At 67.4% G+C, this 26,052-nt stretch carries 25 protein-coding genes and 1 pseudogene; 19 read left to right on the top strand and 7 right to left on the bottom strand.

All coding sequences use genetic code 11. The features are described 5' to 3' along the window. Positions 1 to 55: 55 nt before the first annotated feature. Positions 56 to 1,645, bottom strand: coding sequence for a GMC family oxidoreductase (locus DTA22_RS06100; protein WP_112298778.1), 1,590 nt, complete (start codon positions 1,643 to 1,645; stop codon positions 56 to 58). 48 nt (positions 1,646 to 1,693) lie between these two features. Beyond that, a complete protein-coding gene (locus DTA22_RS06095; protein WP_112298899.1) occupies positions 1,694 to 3,439 on the bottom strand; it encodes an aldehyde dehydrogenase family protein in 1,746 nt (581 codons plus the stop codon). 198 nt (positions 3,440 to 3,637) lie between these two features. Between DTA22_RS06095 and DTA22_RS06090 the strand changes: the two genes are divergently transcribed. From DTA22_RS06090 to DTA22_RS06080, 3 genes are all read left to right on the top strand, one after another. Further along, positions 3,638 to 4,819 carry a PucR family transcriptional regulator gene (locus DTA22_RS06090; protein WP_112298777.1) on the top strand — a complete coding sequence of 394 codons (1,182 nt, stop codon included), beginning with the start codon at positions 3,638 to 3,640 and terminating at the stop codon, positions 4,817 to 4,819. Positions 4,820 to 4,934: 115 nt separating this feature from the next. Beyond that, on the top strand, positions 4,935 to 6,878 hold the full coding sequence (locus tag DTA22_RS06085; RefSeq protein ID WP_112298776.1) for an acyl-CoA thioesterase/BAAT N-terminal domain-containing protein: 1,944 nt from the start codon (positions 4,935 to 4,937) through the stop codon (positions 6,876 to 6,878). Beyond that, positions 6,878 to 8,179: a type I glutamate--ammonia ligase gene (locus tag DTA22_RS06080; RefSeq protein WP_112298775.1), complete on the top strand. Its 1,302-nt coding sequence runs from the start codon at positions 6,878 to 6,880 to the stop codon at positions 8,177 to 8,179. Before DTA22_RS06085 ends, DTA22_RS06080 begins: the two co-directional genes overlap by 1 nt. On the opposite strand, the gene DTA22_RS06075 is transcribed toward DTA22_RS06080, so the two are convergent. Further along, positions 8,180 to 9,400, bottom strand: a complete 1,221-nt coding sequence (locus tag DTA22_RS06075) for a fatty acid desaturase family protein (RefSeq protein WP_037226872.1) — start codon at positions 9,398 to 9,400, stop codon at positions 8,180 to 8,182. A gap of 173 nt (positions 9,401 to 9,573) precedes the next feature. Here DTA22_RS06075 and DTA22_RS06070 point away from each other — a divergent pair, with 173 nt between their 5' ends. Then, positions 9,574 to 9,999 carry a hypothetical protein gene (locus DTA22_RS06070; RefSeq protein WP_322789937.1) on the top strand — a complete coding sequence of 142 codons (426 nt, stop codon included), beginning with the start codon at positions 9,574 to 9,576 and terminating at the stop codon, positions 9,997 to 9,999. Here the strand turns inward: DTA22_RS06070 and DTA22_RS36690 are convergent. Beyond that, complete coding sequence (locus tag DTA22_RS36690; RefSeq protein WP_245973457.1) at positions 9,972 to 10,271, bottom strand: hypothetical protein; 300 nt, start codon at positions 10,269 to 10,271, stop codon at positions 9,972 to 9,974. The genes DTA22_RS06070 and DTA22_RS36690 overlap by 28 nt on opposite strands. 54 nt (positions 10,272 to 10,325) lie before the next feature. On the opposite strand from DTA22_RS36690, the gene DTA22_RS06065 reads away from it, so the two are divergent. From DTA22_RS06065 to DTA22_RS06045, 5 genes and pseudogenes are all read left to right on the top strand, one after another. Next, positions 10,326 to 12,347, top strand: coding sequence for a TPR repeat region-containing protein (locus DTA22_RS06065; RefSeq protein ID WP_255309414.1), 2,022 nt, complete (start codon positions 10,326 to 10,328; stop codon positions 12,345 to 12,347). Positions 12,348 to 12,352: 5 nt separating this feature from the next. After that, the gene (locus DTA22_RS06060) at positions 12,353 to 13,099 is read left to right on the top strand and encodes a hypothetical protein (protein ID WP_112298898.1); all 747 of its coding nucleotides are present in this window, start codon (positions 12,353 to 12,355) and stop codon (positions 13,097 to 13,099) included. 100 nt (positions 13,100 to 13,199) lie between these two features. Beyond that, a pseudogene (locus DTA22_RS06055) lies at positions 13,200 to 13,680 on the top strand (MaoC/PaaZ C-terminal domain-containing protein). A 95-nt stretch (positions 13,681 to 13,775) separates the two neighbouring features. Further along, on the top strand, positions 13,776 to 14,096 hold the full coding sequence (locus DTA22_RS06050; protein WP_112298771.1) for a hypothetical protein: 321 nt from the start codon (positions 13,776 to 13,778) through the stop codon (positions 14,094 to 14,096). 167 nt (positions 14,097 to 14,263) lie between these two features. Then, the gene (locus tag DTA22_RS06045; RefSeq protein WP_037226877.1) at positions 14,264 to 14,596 is read left to right on the top strand and encodes a hypothetical protein; all 333 of its coding nucleotides are present in this window, start codon (positions 14,264 to 14,266) and stop codon (positions 14,594 to 14,596) included. Positions 14,597 to 14,650: 54 nt separating this feature from the next. Here DTA22_RS06045 and DTA22_RS06040 read toward each other — a convergent pair whose 3' ends face one another. Then, positions 14,651 to 15,013, bottom strand: a complete 363-nt coding sequence (locus DTA22_RS06040) for a VOC family protein (RefSeq protein ID WP_112298897.1) — start codon at positions 15,011 to 15,013, stop codon at positions 14,651 to 14,653. 120 nt (positions 15,014 to 15,133) lie between these two features. Between DTA22_RS06040 and DTA22_RS06035 the strand changes: the two genes are divergently transcribed. From DTA22_RS06035 to nhaA, 4 genes are all read left to right on the top strand, one after another. Next, the gene (locus tag DTA22_RS06035; RefSeq protein ID WP_112298770.1) at positions 15,134 to 16,090 is read left to right on the top strand and encodes an ADP-ribosylglycohydrolase family protein; all 957 of its coding nucleotides are present in this window, start codon (positions 15,134 to 15,136) and stop codon (positions 16,088 to 16,090) included. Positions 16,091 to 16,446: 356 nt separating this feature from the next. Beyond that, positions 16,447 to 17,148, top strand: a complete 702-nt coding sequence (locus DTA22_RS06025) for an alpha/beta fold hydrolase (RefSeq protein WP_112298769.1) — start codon at positions 16,447 to 16,449, stop codon at positions 17,146 to 17,148. Positions 17,149 to 17,181: 33 nt separating this feature from the next. Beyond that, positions 17,182 to 17,622 (top strand): SRPBCC family protein, encoded by a 441-nt coding sequence (locus tag DTA22_RS06020; RefSeq protein WP_009474406.1) that lies wholly within the window; start codon positions 17,182 to 17,184, stop codon positions 17,620 to 17,622. Between the two features lie 10 nt (positions 17,623 to 17,632). Then, the gene (nhaA, locus tag DTA22_RS06015; protein WP_112298768.1) at positions 17,633 to 19,501 is read left to right on the top strand and encodes a Na+/H+ antiporter NhaA; all 1,869 of its coding nucleotides are present in this window, start codon (positions 17,633 to 17,635) and stop codon (positions 19,499 to 19,501) included. Here nhaA and DTA22_RS06010 read toward each other — a convergent pair whose 3' ends face one another. Next, positions 19,502 to 19,849 (bottom strand): GNAT family N-acetyltransferase, encoded by a 348-nt coding sequence (locus DTA22_RS06010; protein WP_037226882.1) that lies wholly within the window; start codon positions 19,847 to 19,849, stop codon positions 19,502 to 19,504. Between the two features lie 110 nt (positions 19,850 to 19,959). Here DTA22_RS06010 and DTA22_RS06005 point away from each other — a divergent pair, with 110 nt between their 5' ends. After that, entirely contained in the window at positions 19,960 to 20,868 is a 909-nt protein-coding gene (locus DTA22_RS06005) for an LLM class flavin-dependent oxidoreductase (protein WP_112298767.1), read from the top strand. After that, positions 20,865 to 21,218, top strand: coding sequence for a hypothetical protein (locus DTA22_RS06000; RefSeq protein WP_112298766.1), 354 nt, complete (start codon positions 20,865 to 20,867; stop codon positions 21,216 to 21,218). The genes DTA22_RS06005 and DTA22_RS06000 overlap by 4 nt, the downstream gene beginning before the upstream one ends. Position 21,219: 1 nt before the next feature. Here DTA22_RS06000 and DTA22_RS05995 read toward each other — a convergent pair whose 3' ends face one another. Continuing rightward, positions 21,220 to 22,398: a serine/threonine-protein kinase gene (locus DTA22_RS05995; RefSeq protein ID WP_112298765.1), complete on the bottom strand. Its 1,179-nt coding sequence runs from the start codon at positions 22,396 to 22,398 to the stop codon at positions 21,220 to 21,222. Positions 22,399 to 22,459: 61 nt separating this feature from the next. Here DTA22_RS05995 and DTA22_RS05990 point away from each other — a divergent pair, with 61 nt between their 5' ends. From DTA22_RS05990 to DTA22_RS05975, 4 genes are all read left to right on the top strand, one after another. Next, a complete protein-coding gene (locus DTA22_RS05990) occupies positions 22,460 to 23,857 on the top strand; it encodes a plasmid pRiA4b ORF-3 family protein (protein ID WP_112298764.1) in 1,398 nt (465 codons plus the stop codon). A 67-nt stretch (positions 23,858 to 23,924) separates the two neighbouring features. Further along, positions 23,925 to 24,299, top strand: coding sequence for a hypothetical protein (locus DTA22_RS05985; RefSeq protein WP_146777754.1), 375 nt, complete (start codon positions 23,925 to 23,927; stop codon positions 24,297 to 24,299). Positions 24,300 to 24,451: 152 nt separating this feature from the next. Then, complete coding sequence (locus DTA22_RS05980) at positions 24,452 to 24,904, top strand: hypothetical protein (RefSeq protein WP_112298896.1); 453 nt, start codon at positions 24,452 to 24,454, stop codon at positions 24,902 to 24,904. Between the two features lie 65 nt (positions 24,905 to 24,969). Next, the gene (locus DTA22_RS05975) at positions 24,970 to 26,013 is read left to right on the top strand and encodes a DNA polymerase IV (protein ID WP_037226887.1); all 1,044 of its coding nucleotides are present in this window, start codon (positions 24,970 to 24,972) and stop codon (positions 26,011 to 26,013) included. Positions 26,014 to 26,052 lie beyond the last annotated feature (39 nt).

Raw genomic sequence — 26,052 nt, 5'->3', positions numbered from 1 at the left:
GTGCGTGGTTAACGAGTCTCTGCACTCGCAAACCACGCACGGGGCGCGAAGCGCCCTACGAGTTGCGGATCAGATCCGACGCCCGCTCACCGATGAGGACGGAGGGTGCGTGGGTGTGCCCGCGGATGATGGCGGGCATGATCGACGCGTCGGCGACGCGCAGTTTGTCGACCCCACGGACCCGCAGGTCGGGCGTGACGACACTCGCGTCGTCGTTGCCCATCCGGCACGTCCCGACCGGGTGGTAGAGCGTGTGGGCGTTCTCCTGCAGCGCCCGGTCGAGGATCTCGTCGAGTGGCGTGCTCGGCGTGACCGCCGGGCGGATCATGTTGCCGAGCCGCGACTTCAGCGCCGGCGCCGATGCGAGGGCGTCACACAGGCGCAGTCCTTCGAGCATCGCCCGCCGGTCGACTCCGCCGCTGTCGCTGAGGTAGCGGGGATCGATGATCGGCTTGCCGAGGGGGTCCGCCGACTGCAGTGAGATCTCGCCTCGACTCTCGGGTTTCAGGAGGATGGTGCCGATGACCGCGGCGTGACCGGTCGCCGGGATGAGGCCCTCGTCGAAGAACGGCGCCGGCCCGAAGATCATCTCGAGGTCGGGCAGTGCCAGATCGTCACGACTGCGCGTGAAACCGTACGCCTCGGCGACATTCGACGTGAGCATGCCCCGGCGACGGGTCAGGTAGTTGAGCAGCTCGGGGACCTTCTCCGCGGCGAACAGCGAATCCGAGTCGACGCTGTAGCCGAGGAACGACACCAGGTGATCGAGCAGATTCTTCCCGACCTCCGGCAGGTGCTGCTGCACTGCGATTCCGTGCTCACGCAGTTGTGTCTCGTCGCCGATCCCCGACAGCATGAGGAGTTGCGGGGAGTTGATCGCCCCGCCGGCGAGGATCACTTCCTTCGCGGCGCGGATGGTGCGTCGCACCCCGTCCTTCTCGTACTCGACGCCGACGGCCGCGGAACCCTCGAACAGAACCCGGGTGGCGTGGGCGCCGGTGAGGACGGTCAGATTCTTCCGTTTCAGCGCCGGCCGGAGGTAGGCGTCGGCCGTACTCCACCGCGCGCCCCGCTTCTGGGTGACCATGGTCTGTGAGAAGCCCTCGGGGCGAGTGGTGTTCGCCCGCTCGACGGGGTAGCCGGTCTCCTCGGCCGCCGCGAGGAACGACCCGGTGAGCGCGCGGGGGCTCCGCTGGTGCGAGACGACGATCGGTCCGCCGGTTCCGCTGTCGGCGTCCGCCGCGTCCTGCACGTCCTCGATGCGGCGGAAGTACTTGACCACTTCCTTGAACGACCAGGAGTCGTCGGTGAGTTCGGCCCACTCGTCGTAGTCGGCGGCGAATCCACGCACCCACATCATCGCGTTCATCGAGGACGAGCCGCCGAGCATCTTGCCACGCGGCCAGTAGATCGTCCGCCCGCCGAGCCCGGGTTGCGGCTCGGTCAGGTAGTCCCAATCCATCTCACTGCGAAACAGTTTCGAGAACGCGGCGGGGATGTGCGCGAACTTGTCCTTGTCCTCACCACCGGCCTCGAGGACCACGACCGCGCTGCCGGAGTCGGCGCTGAGCCGGTCGGCCAGCACGGCACCTGCCGAACCCGACCCCACGATCACGTAGTCGGCCACAGACAGTTCCTGATTCATCGTTCATCTCCACTTCGACGGGGGTGAGGGATCGAGGACACGCAACCCTCATCCACGCAGCGCGGACGCGAAGATCGCCGGCAGCCGGGTCCATGAGGGTGCACCGGCAAATCCTGTCAGCAATCGGCCCGTCGTGGCGGCGGTTCGGTTGGTGACGAACCACGGGGGCTTGGGCGAGATGGACATCTCACGGTTCAGGATCGACCGCGGCGACGGACGGAACGGGCCCCGGACGACGGTGCGCTCCGGACGGTCGATGAGGAGGGCGTTGTGCACCACGCCGATGCCGCTCTGAACGTCGTTCAACGTGTGGCCGGGGAAGGCCCCCCAGGTCGCGGTGGCGGTGAGGTACCCGACGCCGGTCCACGCGTTCACGGCGATGGTCCCGTACTGCAGGCTCTCGAGCAGCGAGTCGAACTGCGCGCCGAGGTCGCGGATGGTCTGCGGGGCAGCGACGATGTTGACCCCCAGCGTTCCGACGAAGTCCTCGTTCACGAGGTCGGCGGCCTGTGCCGCGAACGCGGCGCCCGCGTGGGGGAGGTCGATCACGCCGAGTACCGGAGCGAAGTACTCGGTCTGCAGGAGCGGGGCGTAGGCGCCGGGCTCGAGATCGGTGACCAGGACGCGTCCGCCGTTCTCGCCCAGACGCGCGGCGGTGGGGAACGACGCGGTGGCGCCGGCGACCCGGGAGTCGCTGCCGGGGTAGTACGCGGGGCGGTCCGGTGCCGTGTCGAGGGCCTCCTTCAGGGCTGCCACGAACTCGTCGCGCTGCTTCCACTCGGACGACACGACTACCGCCTGCGCCGCGACGCAGTTGTAGCCGCCGTTGTGGAGTCGTTGCGTCGCAATGTGTTCGGCCTGGAACTTGATGTCGGCGCGGCTCCACTCGCCGGGCAGCACGATGGTGGGCGACACGCCGCCGAGCTCACTGGAGATGGCCTTGCCGAGCATGGGCTCGTTCGCAGCCTTGCGCCGCGCGCCCTCCTCGCCGGTCCCGAACACGATCGCGTCGTGGGTGAGCGCGCTGCCCGTCATGTGCACGTGGTCGACGAGGTCGTGGTGCACCAGATACGTCCCGACCTCCGCGCCGCCGGTCAGCAATCGGACCGCGCCGATGGAGATGAGCGGTTCCAGGACACGCGTCAGCACGGGCAGCAGGCGGTCGGTGATGGGGTTGAGCTTGAGTGCGACGACGCGATTGTGCGCGATCAGTTCGTACAGGGTGTCGAGCGGGGCGATCGACGTGATGTTGCCGGCGCCGAGGACCACGCCGATGCCCAGCGTCCGCGACGGGTCGCGCTGGGCGAGGCCGGCGTCGCGCTGTGCCGTCGCACGATCGATTCCCGGCTGCAGCCACACGTCCGCGCTGAATCCGCTGAGCAGCAGCTTGTCGAAGATGTTCAGGGGCAGCACCTTGACGGTCGTGCGGCCGCCGGGGGCGGTGCCGAACGTGGCGCCGTCCAGAGGGCTGGTCCCGGCTTCGAGTTTCGCCAGGCTCGCGGACAGCGCCGCGGTGCCGGTGGCCAGCGGGTACGGCCCGGACATCCATTCCTCGCCGACCAGCGGCGACTTCGGGTCGAGCCCCTTGATCGCGACCGCGGCGTCCACCCAGTCGGCGGCGTACTGCACGGTGAGGTCGTGCACCTTGTCGAGGAGTGTCCGGCGATCGGCGAGGGTGAGGTCGGCCCAGGTCTTCTCGCCCTCGGCGAGGTCGGCGAGGGCGGCATCGACCTCCGGATGCGGGGAGGCCGCGTCGGGGGTGTTGGAGGTGGCCTCGGGTTCTGAAGTGCTCACTGTGGACAGCTCCGCTCGGGTCGAGTACATGAAGGACCGCGCCGCAGAAACGAAAAACTACTGTGGCGTAGAACACTGATTCTCGTCCCAGTTCCGGGCGCCGCGCCATAGGCAGCGGCTGTCAATGTGAACATACGGGCTATGCCGTCGCACAAAAAGGGGATGGCGCGGACCACGTCCGGTGGATAGTCTTGCCGGATGACTGTCAGCTCGGATGTCGCGCCGTCGCCCACCGAAGTTCTGGGATCGATGCTGGAGTCCGTGGATCAGTTGTCCGAGCAACTCGTCTCGCGCATCCTGTCGGCCGAGCACGGCTACGTGGAGGCGACCCTCCTCACTCCCGAACAGTTGTACGCGGCATGCGTCGACAACCTGACGGCGATGCTGGGCAACCTCGCGGGCAGTGCGCCGATCCGGCTCGAGGCGGCGCGGGCAGCCGGACAGTTGAAGGCCGAACAGGGTGTGCCGCTCGCGGCGCTGCTCCACGCGTTCCGGCTCGGCGGCCGCCTGATCTGGGACGAACTGATGGACCGCTCGGAGGGCCGCGCCACCAACGCCCTTCTCGACATGGCCGCCCAGGTGTGGGCTCTCGTGGACGTCTACTCGGACAGCGCCGCGGAGGCATACCGGGAAACCGCCGACCTGCGGGCCCGCGAGGACGCCGAGTCGCGGGGCCGGCTGATCAGAACCCTGTTCGGTGACCACGCCGCCAACCCGGCCGGCGCCGCCGACGCGCTCCGCACGTTCCGGATTCCGGAGAACAGCACGTTCCTCGTCGTGTCCGTCGAAGCGGCGGCGTCCCCGTCCGCCGCGGACGTCGTGCAGTCGGACCTTCGCGGTGTGGGTGTCGACTCGGTGTGGGACACGGAGGTCGACGGCCGGATCGGACTGCTGTGGGCCGCCACCGCCGAGGTGCTCGATTCCGCACTGGACCTCCTCGGCCGCACCGGTCACGGACGGATCGGGGTCAGCTCGGTGTTCGGGCGTCCCGGTGGGACGAGCCGGGCCGTCGAGCAGGCGCGGATCGCCCGTCGCTGCGCGGGACACGGTGGATGCACCCTCACCCGCTACGAGTCGGTGCCGGTGTCGCTGCTACTCGTCAGCGTTCCCGACGCCGGCAAGCTCGCGTCGAGCCAGATCCTCGGACCGGTGCTGGCCCTGCCCGCGGAGGAGCAGGAGAGCCTGCTGGCCACGCTCGACGCCTGGTTCTCCTGTCGTGGCTCCACCACCGCGGCGGCTACCCAACTGCACTACCACCGCAACACCGTCCTGTACCGGTTGCGCAGAATCCACACCCTCACGGGACGCGATTTCTCCGACCCCATCGACGCCGCCGAACTGTACGTCGGTCTGCGGGCGCATCAGCTGCTCGGTGCGTGACCTGAGCGGCGCACCCTCGGCTCGGTGAATCCGGCCCCCGCGCCCGCCCGAGGGCCGACAATATGTGTGGGTCGGCCGTCGTCCGCTCGGGTGTGCCGAGCAGTGGGGCAGTGCAATGGGATTCATCATCGGATTCGCACCGTGGATCGTCTACTGGATTCTGGTGGGCAACACCGGATTCGTCGCTGCCGTCGCGATCGCATTCGGCATCGCGGCGGCAGGTCAGGTGCTGCAACGGTTACGGGGCGAGCCCTGGCGGACCCTCGAGGTCGGCACTGTCGCCGTCTTCGCGCTACTGCTGATCGCGGCACTCACCCTGGACGACGCCGTCCTCGAACGCTGGCTGCAGCCGGTCGGCAACTTCGGGTTGTTCGCGATCGCCGCGGTGGGCGTCCTGATCGGGAGGCCGTTCGTGCGCGAGTACGCGGCGGCCACCGTGGACGCCCGGACGGCGGCGAGCGGCGGATTCCGGTACATCACCACGGCCATGACGTGGATGTGGGTGGCCGCGTTCGGGCTGATGACCGTGATCTCGCTGATCCCGCCGATCGTCGACGGCGACGCCACCATGCGCGACGCCGGCGACACCCTGTCCGTCGTCTGTTACTGGGTGCTGCCGTTCACCCTCGTGGGCGTCGCGGGCCTGGTGTCCGCGGTGTTCCCCGGATGGTTCGAGAAGCGGTCGCAGCTTCTGGAGACGCAATCTTCGGCGGAGCCCGCGGTCACCGAGCAGCCCGTGCCGGCCGCGGACGTGTCGGCGGGGTCCCTCGAACTCGACGTTCCGGCGTCGTCGCGTCACGACGAGGCGTTCTCCCTGATCGTCCGCGGCGCCCGGCCCGGATCGTCCGTGACCGTCCGCACCACCGGGACCGACCTGTTCGGTGGGCAGTGGCTATCGGAGGCCACGTTCACCGTTCCCGCCGACGGGATCGTCGACGTCGCCGAACAGGTTCCGGACCACGGTGACTGGAATGTCGCGGACGCCGACGCCCCGCTGTGGGCAATGCGTTTCGTGTCCGAAGACCGGGTCCCCGACCTCTTCGTACCGCCACCCGACGCCTGGCTGGTCACCGTCGAGGCGAGCACTCCGGACGGAACGTCGCGGCGGACGGTGACGCGTCACGTGAGCGCCCCTGGAGTGTCCGTTCACCCATTGGATATCGGCGGTCGGCCCGCCCTGCTCGCGCTGCCCGCCGGCGACGCCCCCAGCGGCGGGTGGCCGGGCGTCGACTGCTTCGGCGGCTCGGAGGGCGGCGTCGACTCCCAACGTCCCACCATCGGGATGCTCGCCGCCAACGGGTATGCCGCACTGGCCTATTCGTGGGTGGACGAATCGGACACCGACGCGACGCTGGTCAACGTTCCGCTCGAGCGGTTCGCGTCCGCGGTCGGGGCGCTGGGTGCGCAGCCGACGGTGGACGCGAACCGCCTGACCGCGATGGCCATCTCGCGCGGTGCGGAGGGCCTGCTGGCGTCCGCCTGCGTCGGCGAACTTCCCGTTGCCGGGCTGATCCTGATCAGTCCGAGTTCGGTGTCGTGGCAGGCGATCGGCCCCGACGGCGAGATCGCCGACACCGCGTCGTGGACGTGGAACGGCGGGCCCGTGCCGTGGGCGCCGCTGCCGGGTGGGGTGCTGATGCCGCAGCTGATCCGCAACGCGTGGCGGGCGCACCACGACCTCGCCGCGCACCGGCCGAGCCTGCTGCGTCTTGCCGCCGCCTACCGGTCCGGGCTCGCGGCGGCACCGGTCGACGCGACGCTGCGGTCCGAGCAGGCGACCGCGTCGGTGCTGTGTCTGACCGGCGCCGACGACCAGTTGTGGCCGTCGGGCGAGATGGCCACGGCACTTCTCGGTCTCCGGTCCGACGACCGCGACGAACACCGGACGTTCGACGGCGCCGACCACCTCCTTCGTCTCGGAATGTTCCCCGCCGACGCGCAGTGGACCGGCGGCATTGCATTCGGTGGCGGGGGCGCAGGTCAGGGCCGGGCCCAGCGCGAAGCGGTGCACAGCGTGCTCGGCTTCCTCGCGCGGACCGCCGCAGTGGCGAGGGCCTGATGCGCGGCGCAGAGGACGGCTTCGGCCACTCGGACCGCATCGTCGGCTCGATCGTCGACATGGCCGGAGTCTCGCGGGCGAAGGTGCTGCCGATCTCGAGACTGTCCACCTTCGTCGACTCCGGTGCCGGCGCATCGCCGAGCTGGACTGTGTTCTGCGTCGACGGCCACCTCGCGTTCACACCGTCCTTCTCCGTCGGGGGCGACCTCCGTCTGCGTATCGACGGCGACGACGTGCGAGACCTGGGCAACGGCACGTACTGGGCGCCGGCGTGTCTGACCGAGCAGGACGGGACGCCGTCGCTCGCCTGCGCCCGGGGTGCGCTGCGGCGGGCGGCGACGCGGTTGGCGGAATCCGGGCTGACCGCACGAATCGGCCACGAGGTCGAGTTCACCCTGTTCGATGCGGCGACAGTCGAAGAATGGTCCGCGTACGGCCTGAATGCCGTTCTCACACAGGAAGAATTCCTCGAGCGACTGCTCGCGGCGGCGTCGACGGCGGAACTGCCGATCGAACAGGTCCACGCCGAGGCCGGGCTCAACCAGTTCGAGGTGTCGCTCGCCCCCGCGGATCCCGTCACGGCGGCCGACAACTCGGTGCTGGCCCGCGCCCTGATCAGCCGGGTCGCGCGTGCCCAGGGGCTGCGGGCGTCGTTCTCACCCATGCCCGTCGCGGGCGGAGCGGGAAACGGTGCCCATCAGCACGTGTCGATGTTCGAGGGTGACCTGCCGATCCTGTCGGGAGGCCCGGGCCCGCACGGGCTGACTCCCGCCGGTGGCGCCGCGGTCGCCGGGATTCTGCGGGCCCTGCCCGAGTTCACCGCCGTACTCGCCGGGTCGGCGCTGTCTCACCTGCGGTTGCGCCCGGGAATGTGGGCGGGGGTATTCCGCTGCTGGGGGCTGGAAAACCGCGAGGCAGCCGTCCGCCTCTGCGCGGCCACCGCCGGGAACCCACACGGCGCGAACCTCGAGATCAAACCCATCGACCCGTCCGCGAACCCGTATCTGAGCAGCGCCGCCATTCTCGGCGCCGCCCACGACGGCATCGCCGCCGCGCTTCCCCTCCCGGACGAGGTGTCGGTCGACCCCGCCGAACTGACCGAAGGCCACGCCGTCGATCTCCTCCCGACCCTGCCGTCCGACGTGCTCGGAGCGTTCCGATCGTCGGCGCTCGCGCGGGACCTGTTCGGTCCGCTGATCATGGAAGCCCTGGCGGCGGTCAAAGGGTACGAGCACGCCGAATACCGGGACAAACCCGTCGACGAGGTCGCGCAACGCTTCCGGTACGCGTGGACGTCCTAGTCAGTTACGGATCATCGCGAGCGCCGTGCGCAGCCCGCGCCGCTTCCCGGTCGCGGGGTCGACCCCGAATACTTCCTTCATCCCACCGCGGATGCGGAATCGCAGTTCCGACGCCGTCTCCGGTGCGTCGTCCGCGGACGCCGACAGGAAGCGGTTGGGCAGCGCGAGCTTGAAGATGGTGCGCAGGGTGAGTCCGTACTGGTGGGGGAGCGAACCCGTCGTATACGGGAGGTCGTACTTGTCGCACAGTTCCCGCATCTTCACACCGATCTCGGCGTAACGGTTACTGGGCAGGTCCGGGAACGCATGGTGCTCGATCTGGTAGCAGAGGTTGCCGCTCATGAACGCCAGCACCGGGCCGGCGTTGAAGTTGGCAGAGCCCAGCATCTGCCGCAGATACCACTCGGCCTTGGTCTCCTTCTCGAACTCCTCCTTCGTGAACTTCTCCGCGCCGTCCGGGAAGTGGCCGCAGAAGATCACGCCGTACGCCCACAGGTTGCGGATCACGTTGGCGGTGATGTTCGCCGTCAGCGTGCTCTTCCATGCGGGACCTGTCAGTGCCGGGAACACCACGTAGTCCTTGCCGACCTGCCGCGCGATCTTGCGTCCCACCTCCTTCGCGTTGCGGAGGGTTTCGGCGCGGTCGTAATCGCCGCGCCGGATACTCTCCACGTCCAGGTGGTGCAGCGCGACGCCCCATTCGAACAGCAACGCCAGCAGCACGTTGTAGAACGGCTGCGCCAGGTACACCGGCGACCACTTCTGGTCGCGGGTCATGCGCAGGATCCCGTACCCGACGTCGCTGTCGAGACCCACGATGTTGGTGAACTTGTGGTGGACGTAGTTGTGCGAGTGCTTCCACCCCGAGGACGGGCACGTGTTGTCCCACTCCCAGTTCGACGAGTGGATCTCGGGATCATTCATCCAATCCCATTGGCCGTGAATGACATTGTGGCCGAGTTCCATGTTCTCGATGATCTTCGCCGCACCCATCAAGGCGGTACCCAGGATCCACGCCGGTCTCTTCCGGCTACCGAACAGGACGACCCTGCCCGCGATCGCCAGCGACCGCTGCAGTTTGATCGTCCGGTCGATGTACCGGGCGTCGCGGGCGCCGCGGGACTCCTCGATGTCGGCCCGGATCGCATCGAGTTCCGCGCCCAGCGCCTCCACATCCGCCTCGGTGAGGTGGCTGTATTCCTTGATATCGGTGATGGCCATCTGGTCTCGATACCCGGTTCACACGATTCTCAATCTGCGAATCCGCCCAACCGTTGCGCAACCGTGTTGTGGTCACACGTCCGTGTGAGGGCGTCCGCTATTCTCTCCACGGTCGCCGAGCGTGTCGGTGACCCGGGTCCGGGGGTGGATCTCGATGCGGATATCAGGGGGAGATGTCGATGTCAGAGGGCGATATGACGTGGCCGGAAAGTGTCATTGCGTCGCTGGACGGGACCGGTGCGACGCAGCCGCCGCTGGCTGCCGTCCCCGGGCTGCCGCCGGTGCTCGGTGGAACGGACGTCGCGGTCGTCAAGGTGAACCCCGACATGCTGCATGTAATGTCCAGCGCGCTGGGCGCCATCGCGCGCGAGGTCGAGGCGTTGGGTGGCCGGCGTAGCTTCGAGCATGCGGTCCGGGCCGTCGAGGGGTCCGACACCGCGGCGGCCTGCCAGGACGCCGGAGACATCCTCGCGTCCGCACTGGGCGTCGCCGCCAGTCGCATCGACGAGATGGCGTTCATCGCGGGTGACGGGGCCGAGAACTACGAGGTCACCGACACGTCGTTCGCGTCTCAGCTGTCGGCGATGGGGGAGCTGTGATTCCGCGGAGGTCGCAACTGCATGTCTGGAACCCGCGGGACCTGACACTGGCGGGCGAGGAAATCGGGCGGACCGCCGAGGACACGCGGAGCCGGGCGGACGACGTCCAGCGTGCTGTCGCGGATCTGGGTCGGCACGACGACTGGCGCGGTCCGGCGCAGGCCGCCGCCGAGCAGCGAGCGAACAGTGAGCGGGCGGAAATCCGCCGGCTCGCAGATGATCTGGAGGATCTGTCGAACGCGCTCGTGGGTGGGGCCGATCGCCTCGGCCATGCGCGGGACTACGTCGCCACCGTGATCGACAAGGCGGCAACCGACGGATTCACCGTGTCCGACGACTGGCAGATCGTCAGCCCCCCGACGACGATGAGCGAGGCCGAAGCCGCCGAGCATGCCGAGCTGATGGAGTACTGGCGCAGCCAACTCGGTGGAGCGCTGACGGAACTCGACAACGCCGATCGGGACATGGCGACGACGATTCGGGACGCGCTCGGGGCCGTGGCGGCGAGTGCCCCGGCCTCCGCGGGGCTGTCCGGACACGAGGGCACCGCGCTGGGCGAGCAGGTCGCGCGCGGCGGTTCCGGCATTCCGCAGGACGTGCGTGACCGTGTTGCCCGGGAGATCGCGGCCGCGGGCCTCACCCCCCAACAGGTGAAGACACTGGCCGACGGCGGCAAGGTCACCGATCTGCCACAGGGAACGATCGACTTCCTGCAGCAGTTCTATACGGCGGCCGGCAAGGACGGCTTCCTCGCGCTGTCCGAGCAGTACAGCGAGAACGGACGCACCGAGGCTGCGAGCGCACTGTCCAACGGCCTCGCCGCGGTGTCGAACTACAACGTCGGCAGTGCCAGCGGTGACGTCGGCGGCCAGAGCCACATCCCGGAAAGCCTTCGGGGACTGTTCGAGGGCCCGGTGACGTCCACCGGCAACCTCACGAAGGGCGCACACGACGCCCCGCAACCGTCATTGGTCGTCAACAACGGCGACGACCTGGCACGCTTCACCAAGGCGTTCGGTCTCGCGGACCCGGGCGTCCAGCAGGGCAGTGAGCTGAGCGAGAGCCTCCTCACCCGTGCCGGCGAGATCGCCTCGGCCACCAACGACAAGAGTCTCCTGATCGGGGACTCGTTCGACCACAACGCTCTGGGCCGCGACGGTGTCGACACCCTCCTGCAGGACATGGTCGGCGTCGGTGGCCGCGACCACGTCGCCGTCCACAACATCCTGTCCGGTGAAGGCATGCCGGCCGACTACAATCGCGACGACGTCATCATGCCCCTGCTCCAACGTGATTGGGCCGACGGCGGCGAACAGAACGTCGCCGGGATGTTCGACTGGATCGCCGACGACGCCAGGCCCTCCGACCCGTCCGACCCCGGAGAAGTATTCCGGTCGACACAAGCCGGCGAATCCGCATTCGGACTCGCACAAATCCTTGCCGCGAAAGACGCCGAGCTACTCGACATCCCGGGAATGAACGGCCAGGCAATCGGTGAGGTGAACCCCAAAATCACGCAGGCGTTGGGCACGACGCTCGCACCCTACATCGGCAACATGGTGGGGGTGCCCGGCGAGTTCACCGGAACCAATGCGTTCACCGGCCAAACAGGCCATGAGTACCTCCGACTGGAGGATGCGCCGAGGATATTCTCGGTGATCGACTCCAATGCCGAAGGCGCCTCGTATTTCAATGCGCAAGCCTTGGGGTTGTCAGCCCAGTTGGAGCAGGCTTGGGCGGTCGACGGCCAGACGCCGCAGGATCCCCACTACCAGTACGGGACGTGGGCGGGCAATCTTCAAGGCGTAGTGGACAAGGGGCTCGACCTCGAGTTCGCCGACCGGCTCGGCGACGAAACATCCCAGAACGCTGCTGGTTTCGAGAGCAAGGGCGTTGCATACGACACCATCAGAACAGTGATCAGCAAAGGCGTCGAGTTCATTCCCGTAGCCGGCCCTCTGATTTCGAGTGGTATCGATCTCGCCGACCCGTCGTTCAAGAGCGCGGTCATGGGATCCATACCTGACAGCACACTGCAGGCGAACGATGATCTCGCAGACAGTGCGTTGTTGGCGAATCAGTATTACCAGATTGGATTAGGCCTTCAGGCCGCAAATGGCGGAGCACTGGATCCGTACTCAGCACTTGATGACTTCCGCGACGGATCGGACGGACCACTGCTTTCATACGAACAGCTCGCAGACGATAACCCGCATCAAAGCCTCCCCCAGCTGCAATCAGGATTGGCGGGTTACATGACCGACACCGGTGTGCGCGGCCTCGGCAATTTCATCGATGCATTGAATGCCGGGCGCGATCAGGTGAAGGACATGAGGTACGGGCAGTGAAGGGGATGCTCGGGCTGTGGGTCGCCGTTGTGCTGGCTGTATCGGCCTGCGGACCGGAGCATCCAAGCGAACCGCCGGGGCCGTCGACAACGGTCGGCATGCAGTACGCGGTCCCCGGCAACACCGATTACAACTACCGTTGGTCGGCGGATCCAGGCATCAACTTGCTCACGCCAGAGGCAACAGCTGTCAGGGCCTATGTGGAGTCGTATTACTTGACAGTCAGGGCACTCGCGACGTCGGCGGGCTATCCGGGATTCACGAAAGCCGTCGACGAGCGTCTTCGAGTGGACTATGGCTATCCCGATCAGCTGAAGAAGAGCGAGTTCGTTGGGACGCAATTTCAGCATTTGTTGTGGATGAGTCCAACGGAGCGTGGTTGGCTTGCGACGGTATGTACGGGCGACTACTCCGTAATGAGAATCGATGAGGACGGAAAGTATTACAACGTTGGCTCGACCAACGTGCATGCAGAAACGGTCGAGATGATGGCTCCCGACTTCACAGGTTCGAGTGCGGACGCCTCACTTCCCGCGGAGGGGCCCGAGCGGGCTCCAGAGGTAGATGTGTTCAGGGGTTGGAAACTCATCGACCACGTGAAGTCGGCTCGCAGTCAGGATGCGTTCCTTCAGTGTCGTTCGCGGGTGCCCGATCCTCCGGAGAATCGCCCGAGGAAACGCGACCTCCCACACGAGACCCCCTACCCGACGCTTGCTCCGTATCCGGGCTGGCCGCGCTACGACGAGAACTGAGGAGCACCTTCCCACCGTCGGCGGAAGGGCGCTGTCACCGCCGCCCTCGCACGGTCATATCCTCGACTGCAGCCTCCGTGTTCGGTGGAGGCTCGAGCGAATGATCGGACGGTTTGGTAGTGGACAGCAAATGTGACGTCGTTTATGCGGACGACCTCCGGGTGGGCGAGAAGTTCGAGCTGGGCTCGTACACGGTGACCGAGGAGGAGCTGGTCGAGTTCGCGGGGCAGTGGGATCCGCAGTCGTTCCACATCGACCGTGAATCTGCAGATAGTGGCTATTTCGGTGGGCTCATCGCGAGTGGTGTGCACACGATCGCGATATGTCAGCGGCTGTCGGCGACGACTCTTTATGCAGGGTGGAGCGTCATTGCGGGGGCTCGGATGCGCGACGTCAACTTCCTCCGGCCGGTGAAGCCGGGCGACGTGCTCACCGGAAAGCTGGTTGTCGAGGATGTGGTGCCGGACGATCGTGGACGGGCTTTGGTGACCGTCGCGGCGGAGATTCTCAACGGGTCGGGCCGGCAGGTCCTCACCTCGGTGACGGAGATGTACATGCGCTGCCGCCCGAAAACCGACTGATCGTCGAAATTCTTGGACGAAAAACTCTCTTCGAGGATTGTTTTCCGGGTTTCTGGGTACCGCCCCGAGAGGCCATGTAACCAACGGAGGCAGTCATGAGAATGGGCAGGAGAGTGGCCGCGGTGGCAGTATTCGCGGCTTCGATCGGATTGGGAGCATCCGGTGTCGCCTGGGGCGGCAGTCTCGACTCGGCGGTGCCGGTGCGTCGGCCGGACGTCATTCAACCGATGCCACCCGGGTTCCCGCAGAACGGTCCGATCGGATGCGACGACTGGGCGGAACCCTACGAGAACAATGTGCCGCAGTGGGGCACCGATCCGTACAACCAGTTCGACAACTGGTGCGACGGTCCCGAGGACGGCATTCAAACGCAGCCGCCGGTCAATGACCAGCAGGGCCGGACGGTCAATCCCTGATTCGACGGTGAGTGTCTGCACGAGGCACGGGGCCGTCGTGTAGCCCGGTCGTGAGCTGAAACCGACCGCCCGTCAAATTTCATTCACGAAATTCGTCCGTCGAGGATTGTTTACGTTGTCTTTGGGTATTGCCCTTAGGCAGCGTTATTCACCTATGGGAGGCAACGATGAAGGTCGGCTTGAGATTGGCTGCGGTCGCTGTGTTCGCGGCCTCGATCGGTTTGGGAACATCCGGTGTCGCCTGGGGTGACGCGCTCGACTCGGCAGTCGTACCGGTGCGCGCACCGGACACGGTTGCACCACTGCCTCCTGGTGTTCCGCCGACCGGTCCGGCCGGCTGCGACGACTGGGCGGAACCGTACGAGAACAACGTCCCGGCGTGGGGCGCCGAACCGTACAACCAGTACGACAATTGGTGCGACGGACCCGAGGACGGTCTGCCGCAACCGGCCACGTACAGCGGTGACGAGGGCGGAGGCGACTCGCCGAACGAGCCGTAACCGACCGATCCGAATCAGCGCGCCCCGGGAGTCTCCGTTCCGGGGCGCGCTGATTCAGTTGCCGGCGGGCGGTTCGTGCAGTCCGAAGGCGGAACCCTGGTCGTCGTGGCACAGCTTGAATCGCCCGAATTTCGCCACCGACTCCGTGTCGTCGCCAAGGTCGACGGCGTCGACGGTGCCCCCGAGCGCCAGTACGTGCTCGACGGCAGTGTCGAGGTCCGGTACCCGGAAGAAGATGTAGGGGCCGGCGCCCTCGTCGCCGCCATGGATCCCGCCCGGGACGTTCGGGGTGGTGATCGAGTAACCCGAGCCGCCGGGTCCGGACTCGAATTCCCAGCCGAACAACGCCGAGTAGAACTTTCGGCCCTGCTCCGTGTTGGCCACACCCAATTCGAAGAACGACAGTTCGCCCGACATGAGCACTCCTCCGTCGACAGTGTCCCCGTGACGCTACGCCGAGATGCCGTCACACATAAGGCTTGCGCGTTAGATCAATCATGCTCTAACCTTTGAGCAAATTCGATCCAAGGGGGCTTTGTGGAATTGACCGAACGCCAGACCGACCGGGCCGCAGGAGTATTGATCGCCGCCGCTGCGGGCGATGCTCTCGGGGCAGGGTACGAATTCACCACCCCGGCTGCCGAAACGGTGATCGACATGGTCGGGGGTGGGATGTTCGACTGGGCGCCGGGGGAGTGGACCGACGACACGTCGATGGCCGTCGCCATCGCGGAGGTGGCCGCGACCGGTGTCGACATCGGTCAGGGCGCCGGACTGGATGCCGTTGCTGCACAGTTCGTTCGGTGGATCGATTCGAATCCGCCGGATGTCGGCAACCAGACGCGCGCCGTGCTGTCGGTCCGCGACGGCTCGGCGGCGGCCATGCAGGGGCGGGCACGAAGTATCACGGGGAGAAAGGGTGGCAACGGTTCGCTGATGCGCACGGCACCCGTCGCGCTGGCATATCTCGACGACACCGAGGCGTGCGTCGAGGCCGCGTACCAGATCGGCGCCCTCACCCACGACGACCGGCGCGCCGGCGAGGCGTGTCAGCTGTGGTCCTACGCGATCCGGCACGCGGTGCTGTTCGGGACGTTCGACGGGGTGCGGGAATACCTGCAGGTCGCGCCGGCCGGTGTCGGCGAATACTGGGGACCCTTGCTCGACCAGGCGGAGCGCGGCACACCCGCCGAGTTCCCGAAGAACGGCTGGGTGGTCCACGCCCTGCAGACGGCGTGGTGGGCGATCACGGGTGCCGACGATTCGGGACCGCAGCAGCTTCGGTTCGCCCTCGAACGAGCCGTCCGCGCGGGCAATGACACCGACACCACTGCGGCGATCGCGGGTGGACTGCTCGGTGCCCGATGGGGTGCCTCTGCGGTCCCGGACCGGTGGCGGCGGATGTTGCACGGCTGGCCCGGATACTCCGCCGAGGACCTGGAGCGGCTGGCGGTGGGCGCTGTCCGGAAGGGTGCACCGGCCGACCGGTGCTGAGCATGAAGGTCATTCGTACGTGAGTGGCGCAGCGTGCCGGGGTGCACATCGCCACTCACGTGCGGGGAGCTGCGTCAGGCCGCCAACTCGTCGGCGATCTCGATGTCGATTTCCTGTTCGGTCATTCCGCCGAAGAGATGGTTGGTGAACATGTCAGCTCAGTTCTCGAAAATTGTGATTGATCCCGGCACGGTCGGACTTTCTTGTCCGATCTACTGGGTGTATCGGCGGCCGGAGCTGTTCCGTTTCAGGACCCGCAGGTGAGTGGCAAAGTGTGTTCGGGCGCGCATTGCCGCGCACGTAACGCTTAGGCTCGACTCGACCGTTCGTGTCCCGGAAACAGGAGATGAGTCGAGATGCCCGCAACCTTCGTTCTGCTGCCCGGCGCCGGCTCGGACTCGTGGTACTGGCACCGCGTCGCACCGATCCTGGAGGGCAGCGGGCACTCGGTGATCGCCGTCGACCTTCCGTACGGCGACGACACGGCGGGGCAGTACGAGTTCGCCGACGTCGTCGTGGACGCGGTCGAGGACGTCGAGGGGTCGATCGTGCTGGTCGCGCAGTCCATGTCCGCGTTCACCGCGGCGATCGTCTGTCAGCGCGGCGAGGTCGACGTCGACCTGCTGGTTCTCCTGGCACCCATGCTGCCCGCGCCGGGGGAGACACCCGGGCAGTGGTGGGGGACCACCGGACAGCCGGAGGCGAAACGGGCGTTCGCCGTGCTGGAGGGCCGCGACCCGGACGCGCCCGACGACCTGCGGGCGTTGTTCTTCCACGACGTGCCCGACGACGTCACCGAGGAGGCGTTCAGCCAGGAGGAGCCTGTCGTGTCGAACACCCCGTTCGAGACGGTGTGGCAGGCGGACGCGTGGCCGCACGTGAAGACGCGGGTCGTCGCCGGGAGGCGCGATCGGCTCTTCCCGCTCGACTTCATGCAGCGGATCGTCCGGGAGCGGCTGGGCATCGCACCGGAGGTCATCGACACGGGCCATCTGGCGGCACTCGCGCGCCCCGGCGAACTTGCTGCCATGCTGGAGCGCTACGCGTCCGAACTGTAGGGCATGTAGATCCGACGAGAAGGAGAGCAATCGATGGCGTTGTCGGTATCGGGCGAGTTCGAGATCGAGGCGCCCCAGGACCAGGTGATGGCGGCGCTGGCGGATGTCGAACGGATCCCGGAGTGGTCGGCGGTGCACAAGAAGGTGGTCGTCGAGTCCCGATTCGACGACGGACGCCCCCGCACCGTGCGGATGACGCTCGCCGTCCTCGGCGTCGCGGACACTCAGCTGGCCGAGCACAAGTGGCTCGGGGACGAGCAGATGTCGTGGACGCTCCTCGAGAGCGAGAAGCAGAAGTGCCAGGAGGGGGAGTACCGGCTGACCCCTACTGCGCGCGGGACGTCGGTGCACCTCACGATGTCGGTCGAGCCGAAGGTGTGGGTGCCGAAGTCCGTGCTGCGTCAGGGGCAGAAGCAGGCCGTGCGCTTGATCCGCAAGGGATTCACCAAGTTCGTACTCGAGAACTACGTCTGACGGGGACCAGATGACGGTCGAGCAGAGCAGCCCCACCACACTTCGGCGACTGTCGGCGCGGTTGGCCCTGATCCGCGACGACACCGACGACGACAAGCTGTCGGCCGGTTTCCTCCTCGTCGCCACGATCCTGGCGTTGGTGTGGGCCAACATCGGTGATTCGTACGAATCGTTCTGGCACACCCCGGTGACGATCCAGATCAGCGACTACAGCATCAGCCTCGACCTGAAGCACTGGGTCAACGACGGGTTGATGACGCTGTTCTTCTTCGTCGTGGGGCTCGAGGTGAAGCGTGAGCTGACGATCGGCGAACTCACCGACCGCGCCCGCGCCGCCGTCCCACTCCTCGCCGCGATCGCGGGTCTGGCCCTGCCCGCCGTGCTGTTCCTGATCCTCAATCCCACCGGGGACGAGGCCACTGCGTGGGGCGTCGTCGTCTCCACGGACACGGCGTTTGTGCTGGGCGCACTCGCGCTCGTCGGACCCCGATGCCCCGCCCGGTTGCGCGTGTTCATCCTGACGCTGGCCGTCGCCGACGACATCGGCGCCCTGGCCATCATCGCCTTCTTCTACACCGACAACCTCCGGCTCGGACCGCTGCTCCTCGGTTGTGTCGGACTGCTTCTGATCATCCAGTTGCGCAAGCTCGAGGTGTGGCGTGGCGTCGCGTACTTCATCGTCGCGGCGGGCACGTGGGTCGCGTTCTACGAGTCCGGTGTCCACCCCACCCTCGTCGGCGTGCTGATCGCGCTGATCCTGCCCGTGTATCCGCCGCGGCGCAGCGAGGTGGAGCGGGCAGGTGAACTCACGCGCGCATTCCGGCAGTCACCGAACTCCGACTACGCTCGCGCCGCCCAGCTCGGTGTGCTGCGCGCGGTGTCCGTCAACGAGCGGCTCCTGCGCTTCTACCAGCCGTACACGGCGTTCCTCGTCGTCCCGATCTTCGCGCTCGCCAACGCCGGCGTCGTCATCACCGGGCAGACGCTCGCGGACGCGGCACAGTCTCCGCTGGCGTGGGGCATCGTGCTCGGCCTGGTAGTCGGCAAGCTCGTCGGCATCACCGCGGCCACGGCCCTGTTCGCGAAACTGCGGCCGGGCAGCCTGCCACCCGGGCTGACACTGTCGCAGATCGCCGGTGGCAGCGCACTGGCCGGCATCGGCTTCACGATCTCGCTGTTCATCGTCGACCTGGCCATCGACTCACCCGAGCTGGCCAACGACGCTCGGGTCGGCGTCCTGACGGCGGCCGTCATCGCCACCGTCCTCGGGTGGGCGCTGTTCCGGCTGTCGGACTGGGTGCACCCTCCGACCGAGGTCGCCGGACTCACCTTGCTCCGGCCCGTCCACCTCGGACGCGATCACCTGCGCGGACCGGTGGATGCGCCGCTCACCCTCGTCGAATACGGCGACTTCGAGTGCCCGTTCTGCAGCAAGGCCACCGGCAGCATCCGGGACGTGCGGGCGCATTTCGGGGACGAGCTCCGCTACGTCTTCCGGCATCTCCCACTCGACGCCGTGCATCCGCACGCGCGTTTCGCCGCCCAGGCGAGCGAAGCGGCCGCCGCGCAGGGCCGGTTCTGGGAGATGCACGACCACCTGTTCGCCAACAGCGACGCCCTCGCCGAGGCCGAGATCTTCGGTTACGCCGCCGAGTTGGGGCTCGACATGGACCGGTTCGAGGAAGACATCCGCCGGGGCACCTACGTTCACCGCATCGACGACGACGAACTCGACGCCGAGTCGAGCGATTTCCGGGTGACCCCCACGTTCTACCTCGGCGCGACGGGCACGGACCTCGCCCGGCACAGCGGCCCCTACGACGCCGCCACCCTCATCCGGCAGCTCGAGGAGGCGCGCGGCGTCGACGGCGCGCCCTGATCAGCCCTGCGACTGCCGCACCGCCTGGATCGCGGCCGGGGTGACCGGGTCGGTGTCGTCGGCGAAGTCGTCGTGCTTCTTCAGGTAACCGGCGACGAACGGGCAGATCGGCACGATCCGCTTGCCGCCCCCGACGGTCTCGGTGAGCGCGCTTCGGATCAGGGTGGTGGCGAGGCCACGCCCCCCGAACTGCTCGCCGATCTCGGTGTGGAAGAAGATCCGTTGATTCTCGTCGTCGAGGTACTCGGTGAACCCGGCCAGTTCACCGTCGACGTGGACCTCGAATCGGTGGAGTTCGGGGGCGTTCCGGACCTCGGGTGCGGGACCGTTCTTCGTGTCGTCTGTCATGAACCCACTATGCCGCCCGGCTCCGTTCCGAGTGCGCGCCGGGTGTTCCCGGACGTCGAGGTGGTGGATGATCGAAGGAGTTCCGCGATCCGAGAGGGGACGCGACCGCCATGACCGACTACGGCAGGGTCCTGCAGTTCGGGGTGTTCGTCACTCCGTCGGTGGAGTTGCTGGCCAACACGTTCGAAGTCGCCGCGCTCGCCGACGAGACGGGCCTCGACCTGATCGGCGTCCAAGACCACCCCTACCAGGCGAAATTCCTCGACTGCTGGTCGCTGATGGGCACGTTGCTGGCCAGGACCGAGCGGGTGCGCGTGTTTCCCGACGTCGCGTGCCTGCCGCTTCGCCCGCCGGCCGTGATGGCGAAGGCTGCGGCCAGCCTCGATGTGATGTCGGGAGGCCGATTCGAACTGGCGTTGGGTGCGGGTGCGTTCTGGGAGGCGATCGGGGCGATGGGCGGTGACGTGCGCACTCCCAGGCAGGCCGCGACGGCATTGGAGGAAGCGGTCGAGGTGCTCCGCCTGATGTGGTCCGGTGAACGTGCCGTGTATTCCGAGGGTGAGCACTATCGCCTCGCGGGCGTGCATCCCGGACCGGTCCCGGCGCACCGGATCGGGATCTGGCTGGGCGTCGGCGGCCCCCGGCTGCTGCGTGCGCTGGGACGGTCTGCGGACGGGTGGGTCCCGTCGAGCTCGTACTTTCCGCCCGAGGTCCTGCCCGGCATGCACGCGAGGATCGATGCGGGTACGACGGATGCGGGCCGGGACCCGAGCTCGATCGTCCGCGCCTACAACGTGTTCGGTCAGGTGAGCGACACACCGTCGGACAAATTGTTTAACGGAACCACCGAGCAGTGGGTGAGCCAGCTGACGGAACTCGCGGTGGAGACGGGCATGGACACGTTCGTGTTCGGCACCGACGGCGACGACCTCACCCAGGTGCGCAGGTTCGCGGCCGACGTCGCGCCCGCCGTTCGGGCCGCAGTGGATCAGCACCGCGGAACGGGTGCGCGGGCATGAGCGAACCCCGGCTCCTCCTCATCGGCAGGCGCCAGTCCACGCTGGACGTGTTGAAGGAGGAACTGACCCGGTTCGGGCGGGACGTCGTGGCATCCAACGACCGCGAACTGATCCGGCGGGCACTCCTGGACGGAAACGTCGACCTCGTCGTGATCGGCGGCGGCCTCGACGATCCCGCCCGGGATGCCATGCGGGACTTCGTGCTCGGCGTCACACCGGACGTCCCCGTGCACCTGCTGCCCCGCACGGCCGGAGCGAGCCCGGCGTCGGTCATCCCGTTCGCCAACGAACAGATCGTGCTGTTCAAGGTTCACGCAGCGGCAGGCGACGAAGACGCGCAGTCCGACTAGGTCAGTTGCCGTCCTTCTCCTTGTCCTTGGGCTTGTTGTTTCCGTTGCCGTTGTTGCCGTTGTTGTTTCCAGGTCCGGTCTTCGGTGCCGGGGCGCCGGTCGGTGGGGGAGGCGCAACCGGGTTGACCTCGACGGCACTGCTCGGGGCGGAGACGGGCGCCGGGGCGGGAACGACGGCGGTGGTGCTCGCATCGGGACCGACCGTGCCGTCCTGGTCCTGCGACGCGATGGCCAGCGCCGCCACGACCAGCGCCACCAGCACCGCGGCGACGAGAGCAACGATCAGGCCGATCCGCCGTGGTTGCGGGGACTCGGGCGGCAGCTCATGGACCGTCGTCGGTGTGAATGTTCTCGTCGGCGGCGGATGCGCGCCGGGTGCTCCGAGGACGGCGTCCCGCATGACCCGGGCGTCGGCGTACCGCTGCTGCGGGTCGTGAGCCATCGCCCGCTCGATGGTGTGCACGAGGTGCGGATCGGCGTCCGGACGCGTTTCGCGCAGCGGCCGGGGCGCCCCGTCGGTGATGGCCCGGGCGAGCGACAGGATGTTGTCGCCGGTGAACGGCCGGTGCCCGGCGAGGGCTTCGTAGCCGACGACGCCGACGGCGTAGAGGTCGTCAGCGGTCGTGGCAGGGGTGCCCAGGATGCGATCCGGACTGAGGTAGGCCACGGTGCCCAGCACCTGTCCGGTCGCGGTGTGGTCGGAGGCGGCGCTCTTCGCGATACCGAAGTCGGTGACCTTCACCGTGCCCTCGGCGGTGAACAGCACGTTCCCCGGTTTGATGTCGCGGTGCAGGATCCCGGCCCCGTGAGCTGCGGCGACAGCGGCGAGCACGTCGGCGAGGACCGACCGCACCCGCGCGTCGGGTAGCGGACCGGCGGCGATCTCGTCGGCGAGGGTGCGCCCGGGCAGGCGCTCCATCACGATGAACGCCAGTCCGGCGTCCTCGCCGCAGTCGTGCACCGCGACCACGTTCGGGTGATTCAACGTGGCGGCCAGCCGGGCCTCCGCCTCGAACCGTCTGCGTGTGTCGGGGGCGGACGCCAGTTCCGGGCGCAGCACCTTGATCGCGACCGGTCGCTGCAGGCGCAGGTCCCATCCGTCGTGCACATCGGCCATTCCGCCGCGCCCCAGCACTCCCCGCAACTCGTACCGACCTGCGAGAACTGCGGACACCGACATGCGCTCACGCTATCGTCAGCACTTGTGCCGGACACCGCTGCCTCCCACCTACCATGACGCCATGACCGCTTCGGGTAAACGCCGACATCTGTCCGTCGTCCCCGACGTGCCGGTGATCGTCCGGCCGTCGGAACGGCCGCGTCGCCGTGACGTCGCGAGCTACCACCTGCGGATCGAGCTCGACGACGTGTCGCCGGCCATCTGGCGGCAGTTCGTCGTGCCGTCGAACCTTCGGCTGCACGAGCTGCACCCGATCGTGCAGACGGTCATGGGCTGGCAGGACAGCCACCTGCATTCGTGGGTCGGCGGCGAGCCGCCCGCCTCGGAGCGGTACGAGATGCGCGAGAGCATCGACGAGGGCTTCGCCGACGAGGACGACGAGCTGTGCGAGGACGCGGTCCGGCTCGATCAGGTTCTGGCCGAACCCGGCGAGCTGCTGTCGTATCAATACGACTTCGGCGACGGCTGGGACCATACGATCGTCCTCGAACGGATCGACTCCGACGAGCCGGCACCGACGGTGTCCTGCCTCGCCGGCGCTCGCGCCTGCCCACCCGAGGATTGCGGCGGACCGGGCGGATACGCCGACCTGCTGACGGTCCTGGCCACGCCGTCGCACCCCGGTCATCACGACGCCGGGGCGTGGGTCGGGCCGGGGTTCGCGCCCGAATCGTTCGGCGTCGACGCCGTGAACCGTAACCTGCGGATCGAAGTCGTGATCCGTGACCACGGGCCGGTGACGGATTCGAAGCTCGCCGAACTGCTGCGCCGGATCCCCCATCAGGCTGCCCCGCACGTCTTTTCGCTGCTCGAGCACGCCCGCCTCACCGAGCGGAGGGGCGACATACCCGCGGCCCAGGAACTGGCGACGCTGCACCTGCGATGGTTCCTGCAGCGCATCGGATCCGACGGCATCACGCTGACCCAGGCGGGCTACCTGCCGCCGGCCGTGGTGGCGGAGATGCGGCAGGAGCTACCGGGCTTCGACGACTGGCCCGCGACAAGCAACCGCGAGACGGACCAACGGCCCGTCCACCTGCTCCGGGAGTACGCCAAGACACTCGGACTGGTGCGGAAGTACAAGGGAAAACTCGTCCGAACCAATCTCGGAACGGCGATGGCGGACAACGCGACACAGATGTGGCGTCATCTGCTCGATCGCCTGCCGCTGGGCACCGAGCAGATCGAGCGGGAGGCCGGATACCTCGTGCTTCTCACGCTCGCCGCAGGCACGTCGTCGGACGAACGCAGGGACGTGATCGCCGAGGGACTCGCCGCCCTCGGCTGGCAGACCAGCGACGGGACGATCGTCGGCAGGGAAGAAGTGTTCTGGATGGGCCGTCCCACGATCACGTTCCTCGAACTGATCGGCGCAATGGTCGAGGGCTGGGTGCAGCGCGACCAGCCCATGGATCCCGAATGGGGTCGACTCTTCGCGCAGATGGTGCTGTCGATGTAGGCCGGTAACGTCGCCGACCCGGCGCCCGATGCTCACCACACATCGAACGTGTGGCGAGGAGGGGCGTATGAGTTGGTGGAAGACAGCATTGGGTGCGGCGGCGGTGGCTGTGACGGGGATGGTCATCGTCGCACCGGGAGCGTCGGCTGAGCCGTCGCCGAGCCCCGTAACGGCGGGGGATGTCACCGACTACTTCCGAACCCTCACGGACGCAGGCGCATTCGACCCGAATGACAATCACGCGCTGCTCCTGAGCCCGTGGGGAACCGCCGAGCCGATCACGTGCAGTTCGTTTCACGGGCACACCTTCGGATGCCTCCAGGCGGGGCCGGACGGCGTAGTCCACCCGGTCGGGAGCCTCGCCGACGCCGTGCCGTTCCTCTATCCGCTGCAGACGTATCCGGTCTACGTCACGTGGTGGTGGGAGAAGGCAACGCAATAGGCTTCATTGACGTCATTCGCGTGAACGACGCCTGTCGGCGTAGAACGATTTCGGCCCACATAGGTCGGATCCTTCTGCTTTGATACGACTCACGGGGAGTTGCCCGCCGCTCCCCAGGCATGGTCGGTCGCGAGCAAGGGAAGGTGATGATGATGGTCGATTCCACCGAGGTGCCCGAGGTTTCGTGGGCGGGAATGGTCGAGTGGTTGACGGGTTCGCTGGTCGAGCAACCGGTCGCGCTCATCGTCGAGATCGGCCCGAACAGCTATGTCAGCGAGGACGACGACGAGGAAGTCGTCTGCGCGCAGATTCAGGTACTGGCCGACGGTGTGTTGATGCTCCGTCGATCACGCGTCGAGCTCGGGCACCTGCTGCTCGCCGACTATTCCGCCGAGCACCTGACCCTCGACAGGTGGCATTTCGACGGCCATTTCGAAGACTGCACGGACGGCTATCTCTTCAGCCGAGACGTGAACCTCATCGCGAACACCTGCGTGGCCTGGTTCCGGGACAATTGGGGCACGCGGTCCACCAGTGAACTCGGATGCTCGTATCGGTTCCCCGACGAGTTGATACCGACTGAAAACGCCGACGATTTGTTCTGATTTGTCCCGCGGCGGAACTCGAGGATTCGACGGTCCCGATACGACGATTCCGGCACACTGGTTGCATGAGCACTCCGCCGCGTCGCCGGTGGGTGCTGCATGTCGATCTCGACCAGTTCATCGCCGCCGTCGAGGTGCTGCGGCACCCTGAGCTGCGGGGACGTCCCGTCGTCGTGGGCGGTCGCGGCGATCCCACCGAGCGCGCGGTGGTGTCGACGGCGTCGTACGAGGCGCGGGAGTTCGGTGTCGGCTCCGGGATGCCGATGCGGATCGCCGCACGGAAGATTCCCGACGCGGTGTTCCTGCCCGTCGACGCCGAGGCCTACACCGAGGTGTCGGCGGTCGTGATGGACACCTTGCGCAAATTGGACGTCGTGGTCGAGGTGATGGGCTGGGACGAGGCGTTTCTCGGTGTCGAGACCGACGACCCGGAGGCCTTCGCGCGAACCATCCACGATGCCGTCCTCGACGCGACCGGGCTGCACTGCTCAGTCGGCATCGGCGACAACAAGTTACGAGCGAAGATCGCGACGGACTTCGGCAAACCGCAGGGCATCTACCGGCTGACGGAGGAGAACTGGTTCGCCGTAATGGGAGAGCGTCCTACCGACGCGCTGTGGGGGATCGGCAAGAAGACAGCGAAGAAGCTTGCCGCACTGGGCATCAGCACCGTGCGAGAGTTGGCCGACGCGTCGGATCAGGAGTTGGCCGCGACCCTCGGTCCGAACATGGGTCCGTGGTACGCGCGGATCGGCCGCGGCATCGATCTTTCTCCGGTTTCGGCGGAACCCTGGGTGGCGCGCTCGCACAGCCGGGAGACGACCTTCCAGCAGAACCTCGCCGGCAAGGAGGCCGTCACCGAGGAGATCCGACGTCTCGCCGACCGGGTCAGGGAGGACATCCTCGCGGAGAACCGCATGGCGGTGCGAGTGGCGTTGAAAGTGCGCTACGCCCCGTTCGACACCCACACGACGAGCAAGCCACTGCCGGAACCGACGTTCGATCCGGACGTGATCTCCGATGCGGCCGCGGCATTGGTCGACAGGCTCGACCACGAGCGGGAAGTGCGACTCCTCGGTGTGCGGTTGGAGATGACCCCGCCCACGTGAGTGGCAAAGTGTGCTCGGGCACGCTTTGCCACTCACGTG

The organism is Rhodococcus wratislaviensis, assembly GCF_900455735.1.
Lineage (GTDB): Bacteria > Actinomycetota > Actinomycetes > Mycobacteriales > Mycobacteriaceae > Rhodococcus_F > Rhodococcus_F wratislaviensis.
The sequence above is the reverse complement of the archived record's forward strand: the minus strand, read 5'-3'. Positions and strand labels throughout refer to the sequence as shown.

Coding starts and splice junctions, on each gene's coding strand:
- DTA22_RS06010 (WP_037226882.1), bottom strand. CDS start 19,849: ATGACAGACGACACGAAGAACGGTCCCGCACCCGAGGTCCGGAACGCC.
- DTA22_RS06005 (WP_112298767.1), top strand. CDS start 19,960: ATGACCGACTACGGCAGGGTCCTGCAGTTCGGGGTGTTCGTCACTCCG.
- DTA22_RS05995 (WP_112298765.1), bottom strand. CDS start 22,398: ATGTCGGTGTCCGCAGTTCTCGCAGGTCGGTACGAGTTGCGGGGAGTG.
- DTA22_RS36690 (WP_245973457.1), bottom strand. CDS start 10,271: ATGGCCGAGGCGATCGGCCCCACCCACGAGCGCGTTCGACAGATCCTC.
- DTA22_RS06025 (WP_112298769.1), top strand. CDS start 16,447: ATGCCCGCAACCTTCGTTCTGCTGCCCGGCGCCGGCTCGGACTCGTGG.
- DTA22_RS06090 (WP_112298777.1), top strand. CDS start 3,638: ATGACTGTCAGCTCGGATGTCGCGCCGTCGCCCACCGAAGTTCTGGGA.
- DTA22_RS06070 (WP_322789937.1), top strand. CDS start 9,574: ATGTCGATGTCAGAGGGCGATATGACGTGGCCGGAAAGTGTCATTGCG.
- DTA22_RS06045 (WP_037226877.1), top strand. CDS start 14,264: ATGAAGGTCGGCTTGAGATTGGCTGCGGTCGCTGTGTTCGCGGCCTCG.
- DTA22_RS06080 (WP_112298775.1), top strand. CDS start 6,878: ATGCGCGGCGCAGAGGACGGCTTCGGCCACTCGGACCGCATCGTCGGC.
- DTA22_RS06085 (WP_112298776.1), top strand. CDS start 4,935: ATGGGATTCATCATCGGATTCGCACCGTGGATCGTCTACTGGATTCTG.
- DTA22_RS06100 (WP_112298778.1), bottom strand. CDS start 1,645: ATGAATCAGGAACTGTCTGTGGCCGACTACGTGATCGTGGGGTCGGGT.
- DTA22_RS06000 (WP_112298766.1), top strand. CDS start 20,865: ATGAGCGAACCCCGGCTCCTCCTCATCGGCAGGCGCCAGTCCACGCTG.
- DTA22_RS06020 (WP_009474406.1), top strand. CDS start 17,182: ATGGCGTTGTCGGTATCGGGCGAGTTCGAGATCGAGGCGCCCCAGGAC.
- DTA22_RS06060 (WP_112298898.1), top strand. CDS start 12,353: ATGCTCGGGCTGTGGGTCGCCGTTGTGCTGGCTGTATCGGCCTGCGGA.
- DTA22_RS06040 (WP_112298897.1), bottom strand. CDS start 15,013: ATGTCGGGCGAACTGTCGTTCTTCGAATTGGGTGTGGCCAACACGGAG.
- DTA22_RS05975 (WP_037226887.1), top strand. CDS start 24,970: ATGAGCACTCCGCCGCGTCGCCGGTGGGTGCTGCATGTCGATCTCGAC.
- nhaA (WP_112298768.1), top strand. CDS start 17,633: ATGACGGTCGAGCAGAGCAGCCCCACCACACTTCGGCGACTGTCGGCG.
- DTA22_RS05985 (WP_146777754.1), top strand. CDS start 23,925: ATGAGTTGGTGGAAGACAGCATTGGGTGCGGCGGCGGTGGCTGTGACG.
- DTA22_RS06075 (WP_037226872.1), bottom strand. CDS start 9,400: ATGGCCATCACCGATATCAAGGAATACAGCCACCTCACCGAGGCGGAT.
- DTA22_RS05980 (WP_112298896.1), top strand. CDS start 24,452: ATGGTCGATTCCACCGAGGTGCCCGAGGTTTCGTGGGCGGGAATGGTC.
- DTA22_RS05990 (WP_112298764.1), top strand. CDS start 22,460: ATGACCGCTTCGGGTAAACGCCGACATCTGTCCGTCGTCCCCGACGTG.
- DTA22_RS06050 (WP_112298771.1), top strand. CDS start 13,776: ATGAGAATGGGCAGGAGAGTGGCCGCGGTGGCAGTATTCGCGGCTTCG.